General features: G+C 68.2%; 19 protein-coding genes. 7 read left to right on the plus strand and 12 right to left on the minus strand.

The window, feature by feature from the left end:
* Positions 1-11: 11 nt before the first annotated feature.
* Both OG251_RS43775 and OG251_RS43780 read right to left on the minus strand, forming a co-directional pair.
* Positions 12-230, minus strand: coding sequence for a hypothetical protein (locus tag OG251_RS43775; protein WP_326682875.1), 219 nt, complete (start codon positions 228-230; stop codon positions 12-14).
* Positions 231-550: 320 nt separating this feature from the next.
* Positions 551-1003 carry a hypothetical protein gene (locus OG251_RS43780; protein WP_326682876.1) on the minus strand — a complete coding sequence of 151 codons (453 nt, stop codon included), beginning with the start codon at positions 1001-1003 and terminating at the stop codon, positions 551-553.
* A gap of 343 nt (positions 1004-1346) precedes the next feature.
* Between OG251_RS43780 and OG251_RS43785 the strand changes: the two genes are divergently transcribed.
* Positions 1347-2294, plus strand: coding sequence for a phosphotransferase family protein (locus OG251_RS43785; RefSeq protein WP_326682877.1), 948 nt, complete (start codon positions 1347-1349; stop codon positions 2292-2294).
* A 3-nt stretch (positions 2295-2297) separates the two neighbouring features.
* Here the strand turns inward: OG251_RS43785 and OG251_RS43790 are convergent, their stop codons facing one another.
* Positions 2298-2783 (minus strand): hypothetical protein, encoded by a 486-nt coding sequence (locus tag OG251_RS43790; RefSeq protein WP_326682878.1) that lies wholly within the window; start codon positions 2781-2783, stop codon positions 2298-2300.
* Entirely contained in the window at positions 2780-3430 is a 651-nt protein-coding gene (locus OG251_RS43795; RefSeq protein WP_326682879.1) for a helix-turn-helix domain-containing protein, read from the minus strand. Before OG251_RS43795 ends, OG251_RS43790 begins: the two co-directional genes overlap by 4 nt.
* Before the next feature lie 408 nt (positions 3431-3838).
* Here OG251_RS43795 and OG251_RS43800 point away from each other — a divergent pair, with 408 nt between their 5' ends.
* Positions 3839-4231: a hypothetical protein gene (locus OG251_RS43800; RefSeq protein ID WP_326682880.1), complete on the plus strand. Its 393-nt coding sequence runs from the start codon at positions 3839-3841 to the stop codon at positions 4229-4231.
* A gap of 174 nt (positions 4232-4405) precedes the next feature.
* Here the strand turns inward: OG251_RS43800 and OG251_RS43805 are convergent, their stop codons facing one another.
* The 4 genes from OG251_RS43805 to OG251_RS43820 all read right to left on the minus strand — a co-directional run bounded on the left by OG251_RS43805 (position 4406) and on the right by OG251_RS43820 (position 7920).
* On the minus strand, positions 4406-5032 hold the full coding sequence (locus tag OG251_RS43805) for a TetR/AcrR family transcriptional regulator (RefSeq protein ID WP_326682881.1): 627 nt from the start codon (positions 5030-5032) through the stop codon (positions 4406-4408).
* Positions 5029-6147: a saccharopine dehydrogenase gene (locus OG251_RS43810; RefSeq protein ID WP_326682882.1), complete on the minus strand. Its 1119-nt coding sequence runs from the start codon at positions 6145-6147 to the stop codon at positions 5029-5031. Before OG251_RS43810 ends, OG251_RS43805 begins: the two co-directional genes overlap by 4 nt.
* Before the next feature lie 798 nt (positions 6148-6945).
* Entirely contained in the window at positions 6946-7161 is a 216-nt protein-coding gene (locus OG251_RS43815) for a DUF6243 family protein (protein ID WP_326682883.1), read from the minus strand.
* Positions 7162-7437: 276 nt separating this feature from the next.
* Positions 7438-7920, minus strand: a complete 483-nt coding sequence (locus OG251_RS43820) for a DUF5959 family protein (RefSeq protein ID WP_326682884.1) — start codon at positions 7918-7920, stop codon at positions 7438-7440.
* 357 nt (positions 7921-8277) lie between these two features.
* Here OG251_RS43820 and OG251_RS43825 point away from each other — a divergent pair, with 357 nt between their 5' ends.
* Positions 8278-8778, plus strand: coding sequence for a hypothetical protein (locus tag OG251_RS43825; RefSeq protein ID WP_326682885.1), 501 nt, complete (start codon positions 8278-8280; stop codon positions 8776-8778).
* 46 nt (positions 8779-8824) lie between these two features.
* On the opposite strand, the gene OG251_RS43830 is transcribed toward OG251_RS43825, so the two are convergent.
* Together OG251_RS43830 and OG251_RS43835 are read right to left on the minus strand one after the other, a co-directional pair.
* Positions 8825-9664: a phosphotransferase family protein gene (locus OG251_RS43830; RefSeq protein ID WP_326682886.1), complete on the minus strand. Its 840-nt coding sequence runs from the start codon at positions 9662-9664 to the stop codon at positions 8825-8827.
* Positions 9665-10177: 513 nt separating this feature from the next.
* Positions 10178-10699 (minus strand): hypothetical protein, encoded by a 522-nt coding sequence (locus OG251_RS43835; protein WP_326682887.1) that lies wholly within the window; start codon positions 10697-10699, stop codon positions 10178-10180.
* Positions 10700-11118: 419 nt separating this feature from the next.
* Here OG251_RS43835 and OG251_RS43840 point away from each other — a divergent pair, with 419 nt between their 5' ends.
* Positions 11119-11664: a YciI family protein gene (locus tag OG251_RS43840; RefSeq protein WP_326682888.1), complete on the plus strand. Its 546-nt coding sequence runs from the start codon at positions 11119-11121 to the stop codon at positions 11662-11664.
* A gap of 188 nt (positions 11665-11852) precedes the next feature.
* On the opposite strand, the gene OG251_RS43845 is transcribed toward OG251_RS43840, so the two are convergent.
* Positions 11853-12080 carry a hypothetical protein gene (locus OG251_RS43845; RefSeq protein ID WP_326682889.1) on the minus strand — a complete coding sequence of 76 codons (228 nt, stop codon included), beginning with the start codon at positions 12078-12080 and terminating at the stop codon, positions 11853-11855.
* A gap of 258 nt (positions 12081-12338) precedes the next feature.
* Between OG251_RS43845 and OG251_RS43850 the strand changes: the two genes are divergently transcribed.
* Positions 12339-13790, plus strand: a complete 1452-nt coding sequence (locus tag OG251_RS43850; protein WP_326682890.1) for an amidase — start codon at positions 12339-12341, stop codon at positions 13788-13790.
* Between the two features lie 891 nt (positions 13791-14681).
* Here OG251_RS43850 and OG251_RS43855 read toward each other — a convergent pair.
* Complete coding sequence (locus tag OG251_RS43855; RefSeq protein ID WP_326682891.1) at positions 14682-15002, minus strand: hypothetical protein; 321 nt, start codon at positions 15000-15002, stop codon at positions 14682-14684.
* A 486-nt stretch (positions 15003-15488) separates the two neighbouring features.
* On the opposite strand from OG251_RS43855, the gene OG251_RS43860 reads away from it, so the two are divergent.
* Both OG251_RS43860 and OG251_RS43865 read left to right on the plus strand, forming a co-directional pair.
* Entirely contained in the window at positions 15489-16088 is a 600-nt protein-coding gene (locus OG251_RS43860) for a YdcF family protein (RefSeq protein ID WP_326682892.1), read from the plus strand.
* A gap of 673 nt (positions 16089-16761) precedes the next feature.
* Positions 16762-18207 (plus strand): FG-GAP and VCBS repeat-containing protein, encoded by a 1446-nt coding sequence (locus tag OG251_RS43865; protein WP_326682893.1) that lies wholly within the window; start codon positions 16762-16764, stop codon positions 18205-18207.
* Positions 18208-18265: the final 58 nt, after the last annotated feature.

Below are 18265 nucleotides of genomic sequence, written 5' to 3' on the forward strand. Positions count from 1 at the left end.
GCCGCAACGTCTCAGAATCCGGCCATGGACTTGTCGAGCACTCCGCCCATCGCGCCGTAGAGGCTGCAGCGGACAGAGTGCCTCGCCCTGCGACGGAGCCCGAATCCCACGAGGAACGACAACGCGAGGAGCCCGCCGAGGACCATCGCCGCGACCGGGTCGTAGACGAAGCACACGAAGCATGCGATGCCGGCCCAGGCCAGGAGCGGCAGGAGAGAGCCGCGCACCACCGTCCCGAGTGTGACCCTTTCTGGAGCTGTTGGCAGGGCACGTTCGTGCCAGACCTCTATGTGGTTCCTGGTCACACAGTTCTCACGTCGCATGAAGCCATCACACCACTGACCGCACGCTGCGAGCGTGTGCTGGGGACAGGGGAAGAGCGGGCTACTGACCCGGCCGCCACGAGCCGTGGGAGTCATGGCGGAGGTGCCGGCTTGCGACGTGTCTCCGCGTCGGCTTCGGAACGTGATGGCACACGACGAAGCCGACGCGGAGGGCGAAGCCTGTGTAAGGCCCGTTCAGACGGCCGTCGGGATCACGGCCGGGGTGCTCAGTTCATCAGCTTCAGGTCCCGGGCGCTCATGCCGAACAGGACGTTCGGCTCCTCGTACCTGAAGGTGTAGCCGACGATGAGAGCGGCGGCGATGAGCTCACCGTTGGTGACGTAGTTGCCGGTTGTCCGCTCCATCACGTGCTTCACGGTGTAGCTGCTGACCGTAGGAGTTTTGATCGGCCTGATGTTCTCGCGCAGCCACGCGGCCGTCTCCGCCACCACGGCCACGGCTCCGGCCAACTTCTCGCGGCCGGCGGCGAGGTCGGTGCGGCGCTGCTCGGCCGTCTTGCGCCTGGGGTTGAAGACGCCGATGCCGAAGGAGTTGAGCCGCGGATGCTGCTCCATCACCTCGGCAAGGGCAGCGATCTGTCGGCGGGCCACCAGATACGCGATCCCGGTGGCTTCCTGGTAGGCGTGAATCTCAGCCTTGCGGCGACGGTTCGTGGTCATCGTGAGCTCCATCTCGCGGGACGACCCACGCCCGCCCCGCCGCGGATACTGGATGACCTGGCGGAACGCTGCTGCGCGATTCGGAGAACCTTGTCTTCGCCGTCACGGTGGACGTGGGCCACCATGACTCGGAGCGGGCAGGCGCAACCTGCCGTGCTCAGCATACGCCCAGGCCCGGCCTCGCCCTTCCCGGCTGCGGCCACGGCTCCTTGCGAGTTCCTGAACGGTGTTCGCGGCAGCTACGAGCGTGCCGTTGAGCCGGGCCGCGGAATGGAGCAGGGCTGCCATCGCTTTCAAGGGAAAGCTTTTGCGTGTGCCGCCGTCCGGATGATGAGGTGGCACGGTGACGGATCACCATGAGGCCGCGGCTGTCCGGCCGCTGGCATTGGCTTGGGTCGACCGGCACCTGAAGGCCGGTGAACGGGTCGTCGGAACCGAAGCGCTGCACGGCGGCATCACCGCCGAAATGCGGAGGCTCACCATCGGCAGGCGGGACGGAGGCACCCGTGACCTGGTGCTGCGGACCTTCGTCGGCGTGGAGCACGCCGAGGACTGGCTGGCCAGGGAGTCCGGCGCCCTGACCCTGCTCACGGGGACCGACGTACCGGCTCCCGGACTGGTCGCGGTTGATCCGACCGCCGCGCATTGCGAATATCCGTCGCTCCTGATGACACATCTGGCGGGCCGGACGGTCCTCGACGACGAGGGATTGGAGTCGCGCGTCCCTCTGCTGGCCCGTCAACTCGTGGCGATCCACGCGGTGCGTCCCGCCGAGCGGCCCCGGGGGTACGTGGCGCTGTCGACAGCCGACTCCGTCGTGACTCCGAAGGGCGCCGACGCGGCGACATGGGCCGCGGCGACCGACGTGATCCGCAGGCCCGCGCCGCCCTACGAAGGGCGATTCCTGCACCGGGACTTCCACCCCGGCAACGTGCTGTTCGACGTCCCGCCCCCGGGCCCGACAGGTCCCCGGATCACCGGTGTCGTCGACTGGGCAGTGACCTCCTGGGGCCCGGCGGACCTCGATGTGGCGCACTGCTCCACCAACCTCGCGCTGCTGCACGGCCCGGCGTGGGGCCTGCGGTTCGCTGAGGCGTACGAGGATGCCGGCGGGGTCCTGGCAGCGACCGCGAGCGAGCGGCTGTACTGGCAGGTGCGGGACGGACTGGCGTTCTCGGAAGAAGTGCGATGGGTGGCGCAGCCATGGCGGGAGGCAGGGAGGACCGAGCTGACGACGCGAGCCGTGGAGGAGCGGCTGGATGCCTACATCACCGCCCTGATGGACGGATGAAGGTCAGACGATGCCGGCCTCCGGGGTGGCCCCGGGAGTGGTGGGTGGTGTCTGTGCCATCGCGTCAACGGTCACACGTTGGCTGCGCGCCACCGCGAGAGTCTGCGCAGCGTCATTGCGCCGAAGCACGAAGACGGTGGCAAGTGCGAGGACACTCGGACCGGACAGCATCGCGGCGATCCACGGCTGATCGTTGCTGCCAACAATCACCGCTCCGGCAAGCATGCCCACAGTGATGATGAAGCCCGCTGCAAGGCCGGCCAGATACAGAGCGTGTGCTTGTTTTGCTCGATTCTCTCCCACTTCTATCGCTTTCAGCTCAAGTTCATGCTCGATCTGTTGCTGGGCCATGCGGTACTCGTGGTCACGCATCAACTGCGGTTCAAGGGCCTTGAGCGCCACTTCGAGGTGATCTACCGGTACGTCGGCCCAGGCGCGCGCGACTTCCAGTCCGCCCAGCGATGCGGCGGTCTCCCGTTGCTCCCTCACCGTCGCCCGCCTTCGCCGCTCCGCTGTGTCCGGTCCAGTTCCTGGTGGTCATCAATCGGCGGACCGAGAGCCCGGAACAACTGGTCAAGGCCCTCGAAAACCGTGCCCGCGCCCTTGCCGAATGCCGATATGGCCTGGGCCGCGAGTTCAGCGGGGAGGGGATCAGAACGGTCAGTTTCGCCATGGGCATCCCCCACCTGCTGATGCGGGCCTTCGGCATGGTGGTCGTCCGGTCCACTGGACGGACCCGTTGGTTCTTGAAGCGGGACCGGCAATGACTCCGCCGGTGGGGTCGCCGCCGGAGGGGTCGCCGCCGGAGGGGTCGGCCCCGCTGTTTCGGAGAGCAGCTTCAGGTGCCGTTGAGCATCGGCATCGGCCGTGCACGTGGCGCAGATGGCGAGGTGCGCGAGGAACCGATCGCGGGACTCATGGCCGAGTTCGCCATCGGTACGTGCCACGAGGAGGAACGCCTCGTCAAGGAAGAACAGCCCGTTTTCACGGCGCAGATATCCCTCGTGCACCAGGGCGCGCAGCAGGTGATAGGCGGTGGGGAGCGGCAGACCCGTCTCGCGGGCCAGCTCTTTGGCGGGGGCTCCGTGCTCGTGCGCCGCGACGGATTTCAGCAGGCCGATATTGCGCTGTCTCACGAGGTCACGGTGCGTGCCGTCCAGGCCATGCCTGGACGCGGCGCGATACCTCATTCGCTTTTCCGAGTCGGCCGACCCCGTACCGGTCGCACACCCTGTCCCACGACAGCCTTTGCCATTGTCTCCGCCCCCGAAAGCTGAACCATCACCGCGAATTCAGTCTAGCCGGGAGCCCATACGCAGGGCAGCACCCGTGGCTGCTTCCCTGCGTCAGACTTCGATGGAGCCGAACCGTCCCATCCCGGATTGCGACTGATGTTTTTCAGGCAGATTCCCGATGGCCGAAGCGCCTCCGGTCATCCGTTCGAGGACCGTTGCGCGGGCATTGCGAGGAACGGTGTGTCCACCCATGTGCAGTTCCCCGGATATTCAAGGTCGGACCATAAAGAAAAATCCTATGATCTCGCGGTGAAGATCTGGATGGAGCACCCTGCCAAGACCGACATCGAAGCAGTCATTCGCCACTACTTCAGCCTGCTCAGGGCAGGGAGCATCCCTGAGGCCGAGCAACTCATCGAGCACTACCCGGTCCGGCATGTGCTCAAGTCGCTGTGGAGCGGCTCCGTCGAAGCGAGCACCGACGAGGACGAGGCGAGCGGCAGCCCTGTTGCCGACGGGTGGGAGCAGGACCTGTCCTGGCTCGGCGAACTCGACCTCGCGGACTTCCACTGGGACCCCGCCGACAGCCATCCGTACGTCGAGATCACCTACCGCGCGCAGAAGATCGAGGTGGCACTGGGCTTTCGGGTCAAGTCCACCGACGCCGGCTGGGTCCTCGCGGGACCGGCCACGTACTGGTAGGACACACGGAAGGGAAGCGCCGGGTGTCGGGCGACTCGTGCGCGTACCGGCCCTGCCGACGGTGCGCTCGGTGTTCGGACCGCGTGGGTGCGGCGCCGGCGATGCCTCCGGTACCGGAGGCATCGCCCTCGGCACGGCGGTCGGGCAGTGCGACGACCGGGGCATGGCCGATGTTCAGTCGCGTACGTCGGGGCCGATCGCGGGCCTCGCCGGGCCGGGGAGCCCAGAGGCGGATCCGCCTCCGGTGAGAATCCCGAGGGCGGTACGGGAGATCAGTGCGTCCGTGGCGGTGGACGGGGTGCCCGCCACTCCGGAGCGGACCAGAGTGCTGCCCTCGATCAGGGCGATGAACACCTCGGCACGGGCGTGCTGTTCCTCCTCCGGGACGCCGGGGGCGAGGGTGCGGATGCGGTCGGCGAGCAGATCCGCGTACTGGCGGTAGAAGGCGCGGACCGCGACGGCGACGGCCTCGTCACGCGCCGCGAGGGCCCACAGTTCGACGAAGACGCGGACCAGCTGGGTGTCGGACTGCTGAGCGAGCAGCAGACCGATCACTTCGTCCGGCCTGCCGTCCGGGACGACCTCGGTGACCCGGTCGAGGGAGCGTTGGAGGATGCGGGCGAGGAGTTCGGCGACCAGGCTGTCCCGGGAGGGGAAGTAGTGCTGGAGGTGGCCGAGTCGGATGCCCGCCGTGTCCGCGACGGCGCGGAGTGAGAGGGCCGTGTACCCGCTGCCGACGAGGGTGGCCTCCGCGGCGTCGAGGAGGGCGGCCCGGCGCGCGGCGCCTTTGGCGGTGGTCACGCGGCCTCCGCGGAGGAAGCCGTGGGAGACGTGGAAGACGCGGAGGAAGACGGCACGACGTCGACCTGGACGCCCGCCGCTTCCAGGGCCGGCAGAACCGTGGCGGGCAGCGGATGCGACTCGGGGAAGGCGAGCCCGGCCCGCGCCGCCGGTGCGCCGTCGTCACCGAGTACGCGCCGCAGTCCGAGGAGCCCGCCGACGGCGGTCATGTGCGCCTGGCCGCGCGGGTCGGTCACGGTGGCGGTCAGGGAGCCCCCCGGCCCGCGCACCTCGATACGGACGGCCGCGGTGCCGCCCTCGCCGGGCGAGTAGAGGAGGCGGCGGCGCACGGGTCGCCAGCAGTCACCCCGGGCGTGCCGGAAGAATCCGGTCCTGCCGAGGGCAATCAGGGTGGACGTGGAGGAGTTGCTGCTGAAGCCGATACGGGTGGTGACGGTACGGGCTCCCAGGGTCAGGGGCAGGGTGAACTGCTCGGGGGTGTCGATCCTGGCGACCCTGGTGCGGTCCTGGCCGATGGCGAGCGTACGAACGCTGGTGAGCGGGCTCACCACCTTGCCCCGGCCCTCTTCGAGCACCTCGAAGTCGACGCCGAGCCGGTCCATGAACTCCACCGAGTCCGCCCCCGCCCGGTCGGCGAGGTCGTAGCGGATCGCGGTGTCGACGCTCTCCACGCCGCCCAGCCGCTCCGCGAGCGCGGCGGTCACCAGCGGAACCACCCCGCCCATCCACCCGGACGAGAGCAGCATCGGCGCCGTGGGCGAGCCCAGCGACACCAGGGCCACCGCGCGCTGCATCCTCGCCGTCCAGCGCGTCACGTCCACATACGGGATTCCGCCGTCCAGGGCCGCCCGCAGCACCCGGTCGTCCGGATCGTTCACCAGGCTCACCACGGCTCGAACGGAGGCGTGGAACGGCTCGGGGGCGGACAGGTCCCACCGGCGGGCCTCGGCGGAGACCTCCCGGCACAGCTCCGCGGCCTTCCCCGGCGAACGCCCCGCGAACAGCAGCGGCCACCGTCCCCGCGCCGCCCTCGCCAGTTCCGCGCCCACCGTCCCGTATCCACCGACGAGCAGAATCGGGCCCTCGGGGTCATGCACCAGCTGATCAATGTTCATGAATACAACTATAGGTCACTCGACCTAAAAACCGGACATGCCCGCTCCCGCCCGGCCCCGAAGCAGGTGAACGCGTCGCCCGAGCACGAGGCCCGGCCCGCGGGTACGCAGCGGTGCGCGGTCTGGAAGTCGGTGACGCAGCAGGAGCCCTGGATATGCCACGGCCCCACCAGCGAGGGGAGGCTGGTGGGGCCGGGTGGCTCCAGCAGGCCGGGGGAAGTGCCTGCTTGAACTCGGGTCATACGTCTGGTGCCCGCGGCTGCGGAGAGTATGCGCACGGCGGCCGGAAAATGGGGGCGGGGGCACCGGGGCTCCCTGGCCGGCCGTGCGGTTCCCTCGCTGCGCACGGATGGGAGGCTGTCCGCGCTGCGCTCCCCCGGGTTCGGCCGGTGCCCGAACCGAAAGATCACCTCACGGGCGAAGGTACATGGCCGCCCCATCGTCGCAGACAGACAGATCCAGGAGGAGAACGGGCCGGGCCACGCTCCCGAGGCAGCGGCATGACACGAGGAGGGACGGCGAGCCCTCGCTCCCTCGGCCGCTTCCCCGCCTCAACGTCGCGGGGCAAGCATTGGCCGCGGTGCCACCCGGGCCGGGCACGGGGAACGTGCTGAGCTGCTGGTGCAGCTGGGGTGGTGGCGGTGACGGGACTGGGCGAATCTGCGGCTGCCCCGGGTGACCGGCGGAGACGCGGGTGGTCGGCCGAGAGCGTGGCGGGACCGGTCGCGCCCGCTACGGCAGCAGCGCCCCGATACGACAGCAGGGTCCGGTGCGGTGCCGCCCGGCGGCGGCGGTGCGTCAGCTCTGTGCGGTGTCGTCGCCCGCCTGCCCTGCGTCCCCGGCTACGCCTGCCTTCTCGCGCATCTTGCGCACCAGCTCCGCCTTCTGGTCGGCCGCCCCCTGGCGGTCGAGGTTGCGGTGCGGACCGTTGTTCTGCCGCTCGGCGCGGGACAGCCTCTTGCGCTGGCCACCGCCCATGCCCACGGGGTTGTTGATGTTCTTGCTCACGGTCATGGGTTCTCCCGAAATGATGTGAAGTGATCTACGGATTCATCGGTGGGGGACGGGCGGCGACGTCGAAGGACGTCAGCAGGGGCCCATCACACTCTCACTCGTAAATCGGCGCCTGGAAGAACATAACAACGACGTTACCCGGTTCCGTCGGCCCCGCACACCAACCTTCTCGCCGCCCCGGCGTCGGCCGGACGTCGGCCCGGCTTCGGCCGGGCGGCGGCCGGGCGTCCAGGTCCTGGTCCGCCAAACGACATCCCTGAACTCGTACAGCAGGTTTCAGTGGATCCCGGCCCGTCGCTCCGGTCTGCTGCGCCGCCAGGATCGCGGATCGGGCGCTGACAGCATCGGCACCCAGTGGTTCATCACCTGGTTCAGGCGTTGCCGGTGATCCGCAATCCAGTCATCCGGCGGGACGAGCGGCACACGTACGGTGACCATGGAGCCTGATTCGTCCTCTATGACCACTTCCGGACAGTCGCGCTCGCCGGTGAGCTGGAGGGAAATGGACGGACCCCTGTCCCATTCCATCCATACGACGTCCTCACCGGCGTCAAGCCTGTTCAGCGCGCCCGCCCAGCTATCCAGTTTCGAGGCGGACAGCACCAAGTGGATACGGCCTGACACGAACGGCGTCCTGACCACTATCTCGGCGTCGAGCCCTGCGCTCCACCTAGGATCACGCCCCAGAACACTGACGGTGACGCTGTTCCCCTCGTCATCGGCGAGCGCGATGAGCTCCCTCGGAGCGACGTCACCCATAACTGCCCTTTCATCGGGGAGTACCGAGAGATCGTCGCTCTGTCAGGAGTGCATCCGCCACCCCATTTCGCAGTCGGCCCCACCCAGTTCGGTCGTCCGCGCCGACGGCATCGTGTTCGGGCCGAGGCCAGGCCGAAGCCCGTGGGTCGACGACTTGGCTGTCAGGACGCCTGCGGCCAACGCGCGTTCAGGAACGCCGAGCCGTGCGCTTCTGCCTCGACTCCGGTCTGCCCGCTCGCGCATCGCAGGGCGGGCCGAGTGGGTTCCGGGGACCGCCGCGTTGCGGCATGAGGCCCCTGTTGCGCGAAATGGGCGGAAGGAATCCGTCCGCCGTGATCAGTGGCTAATGTCCGTCGCATGACACACATGCGGAAGATACGGGCTCGACGCGTGGGGGTGGCGCTGGTCGGTGCGGCGGCCGCCGTGGTGCTGGGTGTGGGCGGGGCGATTGCCGTGGCCGACCAGGACGGTGGACCGGCCGGCCCGACGCCCGTGCCCTCCGCGACCCCCGCCCCCGGAAGCGGCGGTGTCTCGGGGGGCGCGGACTCGGGCGGTACGGACTCGGGCGGTACGGATACGGGCGGTACGGACAGCGGTTCTGTCAGCGGATCGGGCGGCACCGACGTTGGCAGCTCCGACGGTTCGGGCACTGGAGGTTCGGCGGGTTCGGACGGGGGCCCGTCCCAGACTCCGGTCCCTACGAACGGGCCCACAACAGGTCCCACGGCACCGGCAAGCTTGGACGACCTGGCGGAGCGTATCGACGGCCTGGAAAGAAAGGTGGACGAATTGCCCACGAAGAAGGAGCTGGCTGATGCCCTCCGCGCGTTCGCCGATGAATTGGACCAGCAGGACTGATCCAACGGCAGCGCCGGCATGGGGTCGATGTCGACCATCGTCACGCTCACCTTTCCCGGGTGATGAAAGCGACGAGTTCGTGGTCAGTCCTGGCACGGAAGCCCGCTCGGTGTATGACCTCAGGCAAGAAGGTTGTGCAGTCGGGCGGCTTGCCGCTCGGTCGTTCCCGGTGGGTTACGGGGTGGCTGCGGGTCTCCGAAGGACAGGAGGAACAGCCATACGAGCCCAGCAGTTTGCGGCATTCCGACAGCCGAGCGCGTTCGGCAGTATTGAGGTCGAACAAGCTCAGGAATGTCTCTGCGGCGAGGGGCGGACCAACCCAGGCAGCCACATGTTCCGTGATCTCCGCCAGCTCGAAGGGTCGGTCGCTGAGACCGGAGTCCTCGAAGTCGACCACCCGCACGCGGGTACCGTCCCACAGATAGTTGGCGAGGTTGCCGTCCCCCGGGCCGAAAACCCTCGGGACGTCCGGCCTGCCGACTCGTTCCATATCCGAACGGGCCAGCCATTCAAGGCCGCGGTCCATGGCCACGCCCACCTCCCCGTCGACCCGCGAACGAACCTGCGGCACCCAGGCACGGATCTGGGCGATGAGTTGATGCTGCCGGCCAGGCCGGACGGGGACCTCAGCCAGAACATCCGCCGGCACAGCCGCGTACAGCTCACTCACTGCCGCGACCAGAGCCCTGAGCTGCTGATCGCTGAGCACCTTTCCCCGCAGCGGCTCACCCGGCAGTCGCGACATCACCACCACCGGGTGCTCCGCCTCAAGGTCCGCGCTGTGAGGAACCGGGGCCAACCCCGGTGCATGTGCGGCAAGCAGCGTCAGCGCACGCCACTCACGCTCGCACTCTCCGCGATTCTCACGCTTGAACCTCTTGATCACGTGGTCGGACCGGAGCTCGACAGCATGAGTACTCCATGGGACGGATGTCATGAGACGCGATCTACCCAGCAGACGCACCGCCACCGCCACCTACTCGTTCTGGTGTCCAGAGAAACGGACCTGAGTAGCCCTTGGCGGCCAACGCGAAATTCCGGAATCCTCTATCGGAATTCAGTAAGAGCAGTAGCAATCCAGAAGAACCCGATAAGAATCATTCCTGCGCCGATCGCCCTAAAGGTGTTGACTGTTGCCGACCCCGGGTTCACGAAATCTGAGACGGATGCGAATATTCGACTCGCGAGGCTCCAGAAATTCCCCAAGAGGCAGGTGCCAAAAATAAGAACCAAGACTCCTACAGAGATGGCAAACACACGAAACCCTTCGACAGGAGAACGGTGACGCCTGGAAAAACGCCCGCTTTGCGCATAGTTCCTCCCGCCGCTGCACGCGGCCCCCGGGTCGATGCAACTGTCGTCGTCGCAGCCATCGACGAGTGGCTATGACCCATGGCCGTCATGCGGCGGGATCCACGTTCCAGGCTTCCGGCAAATCGCTGCCGCAGAAGACGCAGACGAAGTCGTCCTCGCGCACAATGTTGTGCTCCTGGCAGCCGGGACAGCGACGGAACACCACTTCGTGGGTGAAGCCGGACGGACGCCCGAGCCCCATATCATCCAGAGCACGAGCGACTGCTGACCAGGAGATGACGTCCGGGCAGTACCCGGTTGAGTGGTTGCTGACGTCGCCCACTGCCCATCGGCCCGCCTCGCGGGTAAAGCTCATCTCCCCGGCGCTCAGGACCATTTCCCCGCCGGCACAGGCCACGTGTTCGCTTCGTCGCGGCGCCAGCCGAAGTACACCATCCGTGCCGACCACGAAGGCAAACGGTTCGACCAGCTCCTCTGCCGATCGCTCGGCGACCCAGCTGCCGAAGCCAGCCGCCGTATTGATCCGACAGCCGCCGCTGTCGGGCCGTACCGCAGCCTTCAGGTCGGCCGGTCCGACGTATCGGTAGCTCCGCCCTTGCACACTCATCCGAGCCAACTTAATACTCGTAGTAGACGAAGCAGGAACCGTCGGCATCGAGCGCCATCCTGGTCATGAAGGTATCGACCCCCGGTATGACGAGCTGACGGCACTGCTCGCCCCACACCGCCAGGGGTCGGCTGATGCGAAATTACTCGTTGCCGAGTGGCAGTTCGATGGCGGGACTGCTACAGGGCGGACGGGGTGGACTACTGGGTTTCGTCGTCGTGGACACCTAGGTGGGGTCGACCACGAAACCCGCTGGTCAGAACGACTCCGGTGGACAGCCCGACACGCAACCCACGGTGCGCTCCGCAGGTGCGAGGCCGTCCATGATCTTGGCGCTCGTCCGGGGGGTGAGGCTGTCCAGTGGTCTTGGCAGTGAAATGCGCTCGACCTGGTCACCTCGTTGAAGAGACCCTATGGGCATGGAGTTTCTCTGCTACCACCGCGACAGGCCCGGCTCCCTGCCACTGCGCGACGAGCTACTGGAAGAGCATTGGTCATATATGGACCTATACGCAAAGGAAATGATCGCCCGAGGTCCAACCCTGGTCGGCGATACACCCACTGGCAGCGTGCACATCGTTGACCTGCCCGATCCCGTCGCCGCCCGCGCGTTCGCCTTCGATGAGCCCGGCTACCAGGCCGGCGTCTACCGGGACGTGCTGCTGCGACGGTGGCGCAACACGCTGGCGCGCACCATGTGGGACTTCCCCGGCGGCCGGACCGGCGGCAACCGGTACCTGGTGATCGGCCTCGGCACGGGACAGGCCGCCGATCTCGCGGTGCCGCCCGACAGGGACGAGCTGATCGCCTACGGGCCACTGCTCTCCGATGACGGTGCCACCTGGCTGGGCACGGCGGCGTTGCTCCGGGCGCCGGACCCGGACACGGCACGCGCCGTCCTGACCCCGGAACGGTACGCCGACATCGAGGTGCACAACTGGCAGTTCGGCGGGCGGTCGTCATAACCCCAGGACGTCCGGCCGGAGTCAGGGGCACGAGAAGCCGTGCTCGTCGTCGGGAGCTCGGAAGCCTTCAGAATGCCGCAGGGGGCCGCACAGCGCCGGGACAGATCATGCGTGCCCGGAGGGCCACGGGGCCGCGCGGCGAGCGCTGCTCCCCGGTCGTGCGAATGCTGAGCGCCGGATCCACCGAACTACAGCCCCGGGGCTAGGGCGGCCTGCTCAAGGTTGCCCTCGGCAGCAGCCCACCGGCAGGCCGACCCCACCATCGCCACCATGCCCTGCGGCAGGGAGTCCTCGTCGCCCTCCTGCCTCAGGGCCCGGCGCCCTTTGAACGGCGGCTCCACCGCGTCCGGCCAGACGATCCGCTCCCTCACACAGCGCAGGATCGTGTTCTGGCTCAGGCCGAGTTGCCGGGCCACGGACCGCTCACTGTGTCCGGCGGCCGGCAATGCGTGAATGGTGGCGCCGTCGGCCACGCCGTCCGGTCCAGGCGTTGGGCCTGACAGCCGCGGTCCTGAACTCGCCGTCCCCGTCCATCAGCGCATCAGCGCACGAGTCCCACCAGCACTGCGGCCATCGGGTCAAGGACCGCCAGGCAGATGGGTATTCAGAGATCCACCCCCGTTGTACGAAGCGACATTTCGTGCCCTCCCCCACAGGCCCGTACGGTCGGATTCATGGAGTGGATATTTGCGACGGCCGAGCAACTCGCAGCTGCCTTGCGTGCCGGTGAAGTGACCTCGGCGGAACTGACCGACGAGGCGATCGCCCGTATTGAACAGGGCGACGAGGGAATCAACGCGATCTGTGTGCCGGATTTCGACCGTGCACGGGCCGCCGCGCGCGGTGCCGACCGGGCGCGTGCCCGCGGTGAGGACCGGCCCCTGCTGGGTATTCCGGTGACGGTCAAGGAGTCGTACGACATTGCGGAGCTGCCCACGACCTGGGGCATGCCGCCGCACCGGAACTTCGTGCCGGCCGAGGACGCGGTGCAGGTGTCGCGGCTCAAGGCCGCGGGCGCGGTGGTGCTCGGCAAGACCAATGTGCCCGTGGGACTGCAGGACATACAGACCTTCAACGAGATCTACGGCACCACCAACAACCCGTGGGACCAATCTCGTACGTCGGGCGGATCCTCCGGCGGCTCGGCGGCGGCCCTGGCGTCCGGATTCGGCGCGCTGTCCATCGGCTCCGACCTCGCCGGTTCATTGCGCACCCCCGCGCATTTCTGCGGCGTTTACGCGCACAAGCCGACACTCGGGCTGGCGGCGAGTCGCGGCATGGTCCCGCCGCCCGGGCCGGCCCTCCCGGTCGAGCAGGACCTCGCCGTCGTCGGTCCGATGGCGCGCTCCGCTCGCGACCTCACGCTGCTGCTCGACGTCATGGCCGGACCGGACCCGCTGACGCTCGGTGTGGCGCACCACGTGACGCTGCCGCCCGCGCGCCACGAACGGCTCAGCGACTTCCGGGTCCTGGTCCTCGACGAGCATCCGCTCATTCCGACCGGGTCCGCCGTGCGGGCGGGCGTCGACCGGGTGGCCGACGCGCTTGTCGACGGCGGTGCCCGCGTCGAGCGGGACAGTCCGCTGCTGCCCGGTCTGGCCGAAGCCGCGGTGGTCTATACGCAGTTCCTGTTCTCCGGCTCCGTTGCACGTTTTCCCGTCGAGGCGTACGAGCAGTTGCAGGCGCACGTCGCCGGACTGAGCGCGGACGACCGGAGTCTCGATGCGACGCGGCTGCGCGGCATGGTGTTCAGCCACCGCGACTGGATCGAGACGAACAGGCTTCGCGAGCTCCACCGCCATGGCTGGCGGCAGTTCTTCGCCGAGTTCGACGCCGTGGTGTGTCCCATCACACCCACTCCCGCGTTCCCGCACGACCACGATCCCGACCTGCTGAAACGTCGGATCGACATCGACGGCGTCGAGTACCCGTACTTCGACCAGCTCGTCTGGGCCGGTCTGGCCACTATGCCCGGTCTGCCCGCCACCGCTGTTCCAGCGGGCCGGTCGCCCGAGGGTCTGCCGGTGGGAGTGCAGCTCATCGGCCCGATGTTCGAGGACCGCACCCCGCTGAGGCTGGCCGAACTGCTTGAGCAGAAGATCGGTGGCTTCCAGGCACCGAAGTAGGGTGTACCACCCGGGTATCCGTCGAAGGCACGGTGCGGATCACGACGAGATCCTCCGAAGGAACCGGGACGGCACAGCACACGTACCGACATCGGCCGGAACGGGGACGCCCGATGAGCGTGGAGCCACGTCCCTGCGGGCGAGGTGGACGAGTTCGTCGCGCGGCTGAAGCCGGAGGCACCACTCAGCCTGCGGGAACGGCCACTCGCCCGCAGGACGAATCCATCGACGCCGTTCTCGCATCTGGGGCTGCCGGAGCCCGATCTGCTGGCGAGGGTCCGCGAGGGGTCAGGTGTGCGCGCCGTGTGAGGACAACCTCAACTGGCTGAAGGTCGCGGTGGTCCAGGTCGACGACCGCACCAGCCGGGTCCATCTCAGCGGCGTCGACTGAGCACCGGCCGGTGAGCGGCCGTCACGCCAGGCCCCCGCACGGCGTCTCCGACGTGATGGCGCAGGGGGTCGAGGACTTTCGCGGCCGACGCGGGGAAGCGGTCCGCGTACGGCTGCCCGCTCACCGGCGTCTTCCCCGCGGCTCCGCCGTGTCGATGGACTCGCTGGCTTCGTAGCCGGAGACGACGAACCCTGTACGAGGTCGTCCAGGAGTGGCAGGGCCGCCTCGCCCACGCCCCGGCCATCGACGGGCGCAGCCCTCCACTCCCGCTCGAGAAGGCCGGCAACCGGACTCGCGGTGTTCCCTTGCCACGGTGGTGGATCGTGGTCGGTCAGCCGAAGCACCGTAGGTCTCACCTGCGGCTTCGACCGGGCGCAGCTCGATGGTCGTCACCGGGACGCCACGCCGTCCGTCACCAGCAGCGCGCACGCGCGGACGCCCAACAGCCCAGGCTGCTTCAGTGCCGTGCGCCGAGCCGCGGCGTGCGCCGTTCCAACCGGTCACATACCGGTGATGTCCCGGGCCCTCTTCAGCACGGAGCCGAGCTTGTCCACTGCGGCGTCGTGCCGCCTCGCGCTCGCCGCCCGGTCCGCCGGTACCAGCCGCTCGGCAGCCTGCACGGCGTAGGCATCAGGGTCGCCGAAAGCAGTCCGCGGGTGCTCTCCCGTATCCGCGCAGTGTGTCGTGACTTCCTTGACCGCCTGGAGCACCACTGCCCGGTCCACGCCCGGCTGCATGGCCAGCCGTACCTGGAAGCGAGCCATCCACTTTTCGCGGTCCTTCTCCCTCGCCGCGTCCGTTGTCAGGTCCTTCTTCGCCACGTGCCCTCCCGAGTGATCGACAGCCGTCCGTCAAGAGTACGGACGCCTCGGCATCGAAATGGGTTGCGCAAGCAAGATGCCGATGAGTCCCAGGTGACTACGTGAGCCACACACGCCCTACCGGCCCGGTTCACTGCCACAGAACGTCGCAGGTCACGGGTTCCGGCACAGCCTCCGGCCCCGCCCTGCCCGGAGTCCTGGTGACAGACCTCCTGCGTTAGCGCTCGTAACACGATCATCCCGGCGGACGGCGACGTCCACACTCCACGGTCGCGTACCCACACCCTCACGTACGGCCGAGTCATCGCACCGGTAGCGCACAGCCAGGGCATCTCGACAAGAGCGTTTTACGAGTTCTCAGGCCGGCTTCTTCCGAGCCGTCGCCCACGGGGCGAAGCCTCGATGCCGTCGATGAGCGCCTCGGCGCCGTCGAAAGCGCGGCTCGTGCCCTCGCTGTCCGATGCCGCGGCGTCATAGGGTCGCCGCATGCGACGAAGGACAGGACTGGCGATGGCTGGGGCTGCGGCCCTGGCCTGGGGCGAGTGGTTGAACTGGCGCTGGTCCCATGCCCTCGTGGGGAGCAGCGGGGGCGCGTCCGAGGCTGTGGTCGTGTTGGGCTACCGGAACCCCCAACCGACGGCGAACTTCATCAACCGCTGGCGGGTCCGTGCTGGCGTTCGCTCCGTTGCCGCCGGCAACACGCGAGACACCCGCGTGATCTTCAGTGGTGGTGAGACCAGCAGCGGCGCCGCGGAGGCCCAGTTGATGGCTGACTACGCAAGGTCGGTAATGGAGTTCGACGGCACCGTTCTTCTCGAAGACCGAAGTGCGACGACGTGGGAGAACATCACGAACGTGATCCCCTTGCTCAAGGACGTCGATCGCATCAAGATCGTCTCCCAGCCGGCTCACGCGCTCAAGGCCCGTGCGTACTTGCGGCGACAGCGCCCTGATCTGGCTGAGAAGCTCGTGCGCGCGGATGACTACCGACCTGGCGAGTGGATGGCCGCCAAACCTCTGCTGGCTCTGTACGGACTGTGGACGCTCCGCGGGCTCAAGGCCGATGAGCGGAGGATTTCGCTGTGAACAGCTGCTGTCGCATCGGCGTCACAAACGGTGGTTCCTGAGCCGACGCCGGCAGATGAGTGCGAAGTTGATGGCACTTGTCGCGGTCGCGGTCGTCGTCGCGGTCACCGAGCACGACGTCCGGGCGGCGCCACGGCGCCGCCACGCACCGCCGGAAAGGCCATGGAGTCACCGAGGACGCCCCTCCCCACACGGAGTCCGACAGAGGCCGAAGGCGCACGGTGAACGGCGCCTTTTCACCCCAAAATGTCGTGCTGCTCCGTAGGGCGCATCCGCAGCCCTGTCCTTATCGGGCACCAGAACGGGCAGAGCAAGGGGAGTCGCGGACGAGTGTGGTCCCGGCGCCACAGAGGGATCACCAGAGTGTTCGTGCGGGATGCCGTACCACTCGGCGACCGCTTCCCGGGCGCGGCCACCGGAGCGGAAGGGTTCGGCGCGCCGCTCCAGGACGAGTGGGCCGCGGATTGGCGACAACCCCGCCGGCCAGGCGGTGGAACAACGGCGTGGGAGCCGTACAACCCCCAGGGCCCTTCAGTGGTCACACCTGCACCGAGCGATGCGTGTGTGCGGGGTCGGAGGCCAGGCAGGATCCGGCCCCGCATGTCACCGGCTCGGAATACCGACTCGGACAGCCGTCACGGCGTCCGGCGTGCCGTAGGAGAAAAAGACACGCATGCAGCAGAACCTTCGCACCATCCTCGCGACCACCGCCTCGGCCGCCCTCGTCAGCGGGCTGCTGCTCGCCACCGGGGGGAGTGCCGTCGCAGCGCCGTCCGGGATGCAGGGCGACTTCAATGGCGACGGTTACCGCGACCTCGCGATCGCCGCGCCCCTCGGGAAGATCGGTGGAAAGGCGAAGGCCGGGTACGTGGCCGTCGTCCACGGCACCAAGAACGGGCTCGACAAGTCCAAGCGCACCATCATCAGCCAGGCCACCAGCGGTATCCCGGGTACGCCGGAGACGGGTGACTACTTCGGCGACCGCCTCACCACCGGTGACCTCGACGGTGACGGGTACACCGACCTGGTGGTCGGCGTGCACGGCGAGCGGATCGGCAAGACCGACTCCTTCGGCGTCCTCACCGTCGTCTGGGGCGGCGCGAGCGGGCTGAAGTCCGCCGTCGACATTTCGGCGCCGCTGCCCAAGTACCGGAACGAACTGGGCTGGAGCCTCGCGTCCGGTGACTTCGACGGGGACGGGCGCACCGACCTGGCCGCCGTCAACATCGCCGCACCCGAGCTGAACATATTCAAGGGACCCATCTCCCGGACGGGCAAAGCGGCGGGTCTCGTCGGTATCGACACCTACAGCCAGACCGGCATCAACGCCGACCAGATCGTCGCGGGCAACGTCAACGGCGACGGTGCGACCGACCTCCTGGTCATGGGTCAGGAGGAGAGCGGCGACGGGTACCGGACCCGCAGTGTCCTCTACAAGGGGGGCAAGACCGGCCTCAAGTCGTCCAGCAAGGTCGCCGGGGGCTACGAGGCCGTCATCTCCGACGTCGACAAGGACGGTTACGGCGACATCGTGACCGGGAACTTCATGGAGAAGTCCGCCAGAGAACCGAACGGTGGTCCCGGAGGCGCGGTCACCGTGACGTACGGCAGCGCTGCCGGGCTGTCCACCCGCAAGCCGGTCCGTATCACCCAGGCCACCACCAAAATCCCCGGCACCGCCACGAAGGGTGACCGCTTCGGCTGGAGCCTGGCCGCGGGTGACACCAACCGCGACGGCTACGCGGACATCGCGATCGGCGCGCCGGGCGAGGCCACGGGGAGCAAGCGGGCCACGGGCACGGTCACCGTGCTGCGCGGCTCCGCCAAGGGGCTGACCGGCACCGGTTCCAAGAGCTTCACGCAGGACACGGCGGGCGTGCCCGGCACCGGCGAGACCCAGGACCAGTTCGGCTCCTCCGTCGAACTCACGGACAGCAACAAGGACGGCCGCGCGGAACTGGTGGTCGGCGCCTACGCCGAGAACAACGGCGCGGGTTCGATCTGGCTCTTCAAGTCCGGTACGAGCGGTATCACCGCCACCAGCTCGACGACCTTCGGCGCCGCCTCGGTCGGCGGGCCCTCCGGTCTGTCGTACTTCGGCGACGTCCTCGCCGGATAGCAGCCTGGTAGGGCTTGTCACGTCAATGGGCAGCTAGCTCGTCTGGTGGTGTCCTGCT

The organism is Streptomyces sp. NBC_01237 (assembly GCF_035917275.1).
Lineage (GTDB): Bacteria > Actinomycetota > Actinomycetes > Streptomycetales > Streptomycetaceae > Streptomyces.

Bases quoted from the DNA above. Each gene is read 5' to 3' on its own strand.
- OG251_RS43780 (WP_326682876.1), bottom strand. From the start codon at position 1,003: ATGACCACGAACCGTCGCCGCAAGGCTGAGATTCACGCCTACCAGGAA.
- OG251_RS43810 (WP_326682882.1), bottom strand. From the start codon at position 6,147: ATGAACATTGATCAGCTGGTGCATGACCCCGAGGGCCCGATTCTGCTC.
- OG251_RS43815 (WP_326682883.1), bottom strand. From the start codon at position 7,161: ATGACCGTGAGCAAGAACATCAACAACCCCGTGGGCATGGGCGGTGGC.
- OG251_RS43820 (WP_326682884.1), bottom strand. From the start codon at position 7,920: ATGGGTGACGTCGCTCCGAGGGAGCTCATCGCGCTCGCCGATGACGAG.
- OG251_RS43825 (WP_326682885.1), top strand. From the start codon at position 8,278: ATGACACACATGCGGAAGATACGGGCTCGACGCGTGGGGGTGGCGCTG.
- OG251_RS43835 (WP_326682887.1), bottom strand. From the start codon at position 10,699: ATGAGTGTGCAAGGGCGGAGCTACCGATACGTCGGACCGGCCGACCTG.
- OG251_RS43840 (WP_326682888.1), top strand. From the start codon at position 11,119: ATGGAGTTTCTCTGCTACCACCGCGACAGGCCCGGCTCCCTGCCACTG.
- OG251_RS43850 (WP_326682890.1), top strand. From the start codon at position 12,339: ATGGAGTGGATATTTGCGACGGCCGAGCAACTCGCAGCTGCCTTGCGT.
- OG251_RS43860 (WP_326682892.1), top strand. From the start codon at position 15,489: ATGCGACGAAGGACAGGACTGGCGATGGCTGGGGCTGCGGCCCTGGCC.
- OG251_RS43865 (WP_326682893.1), top strand. From the start codon at position 16,762: ATGCAGCAGAACCTTCGCACCATCCTCGCGACCACCGCCTCGGCCGCC.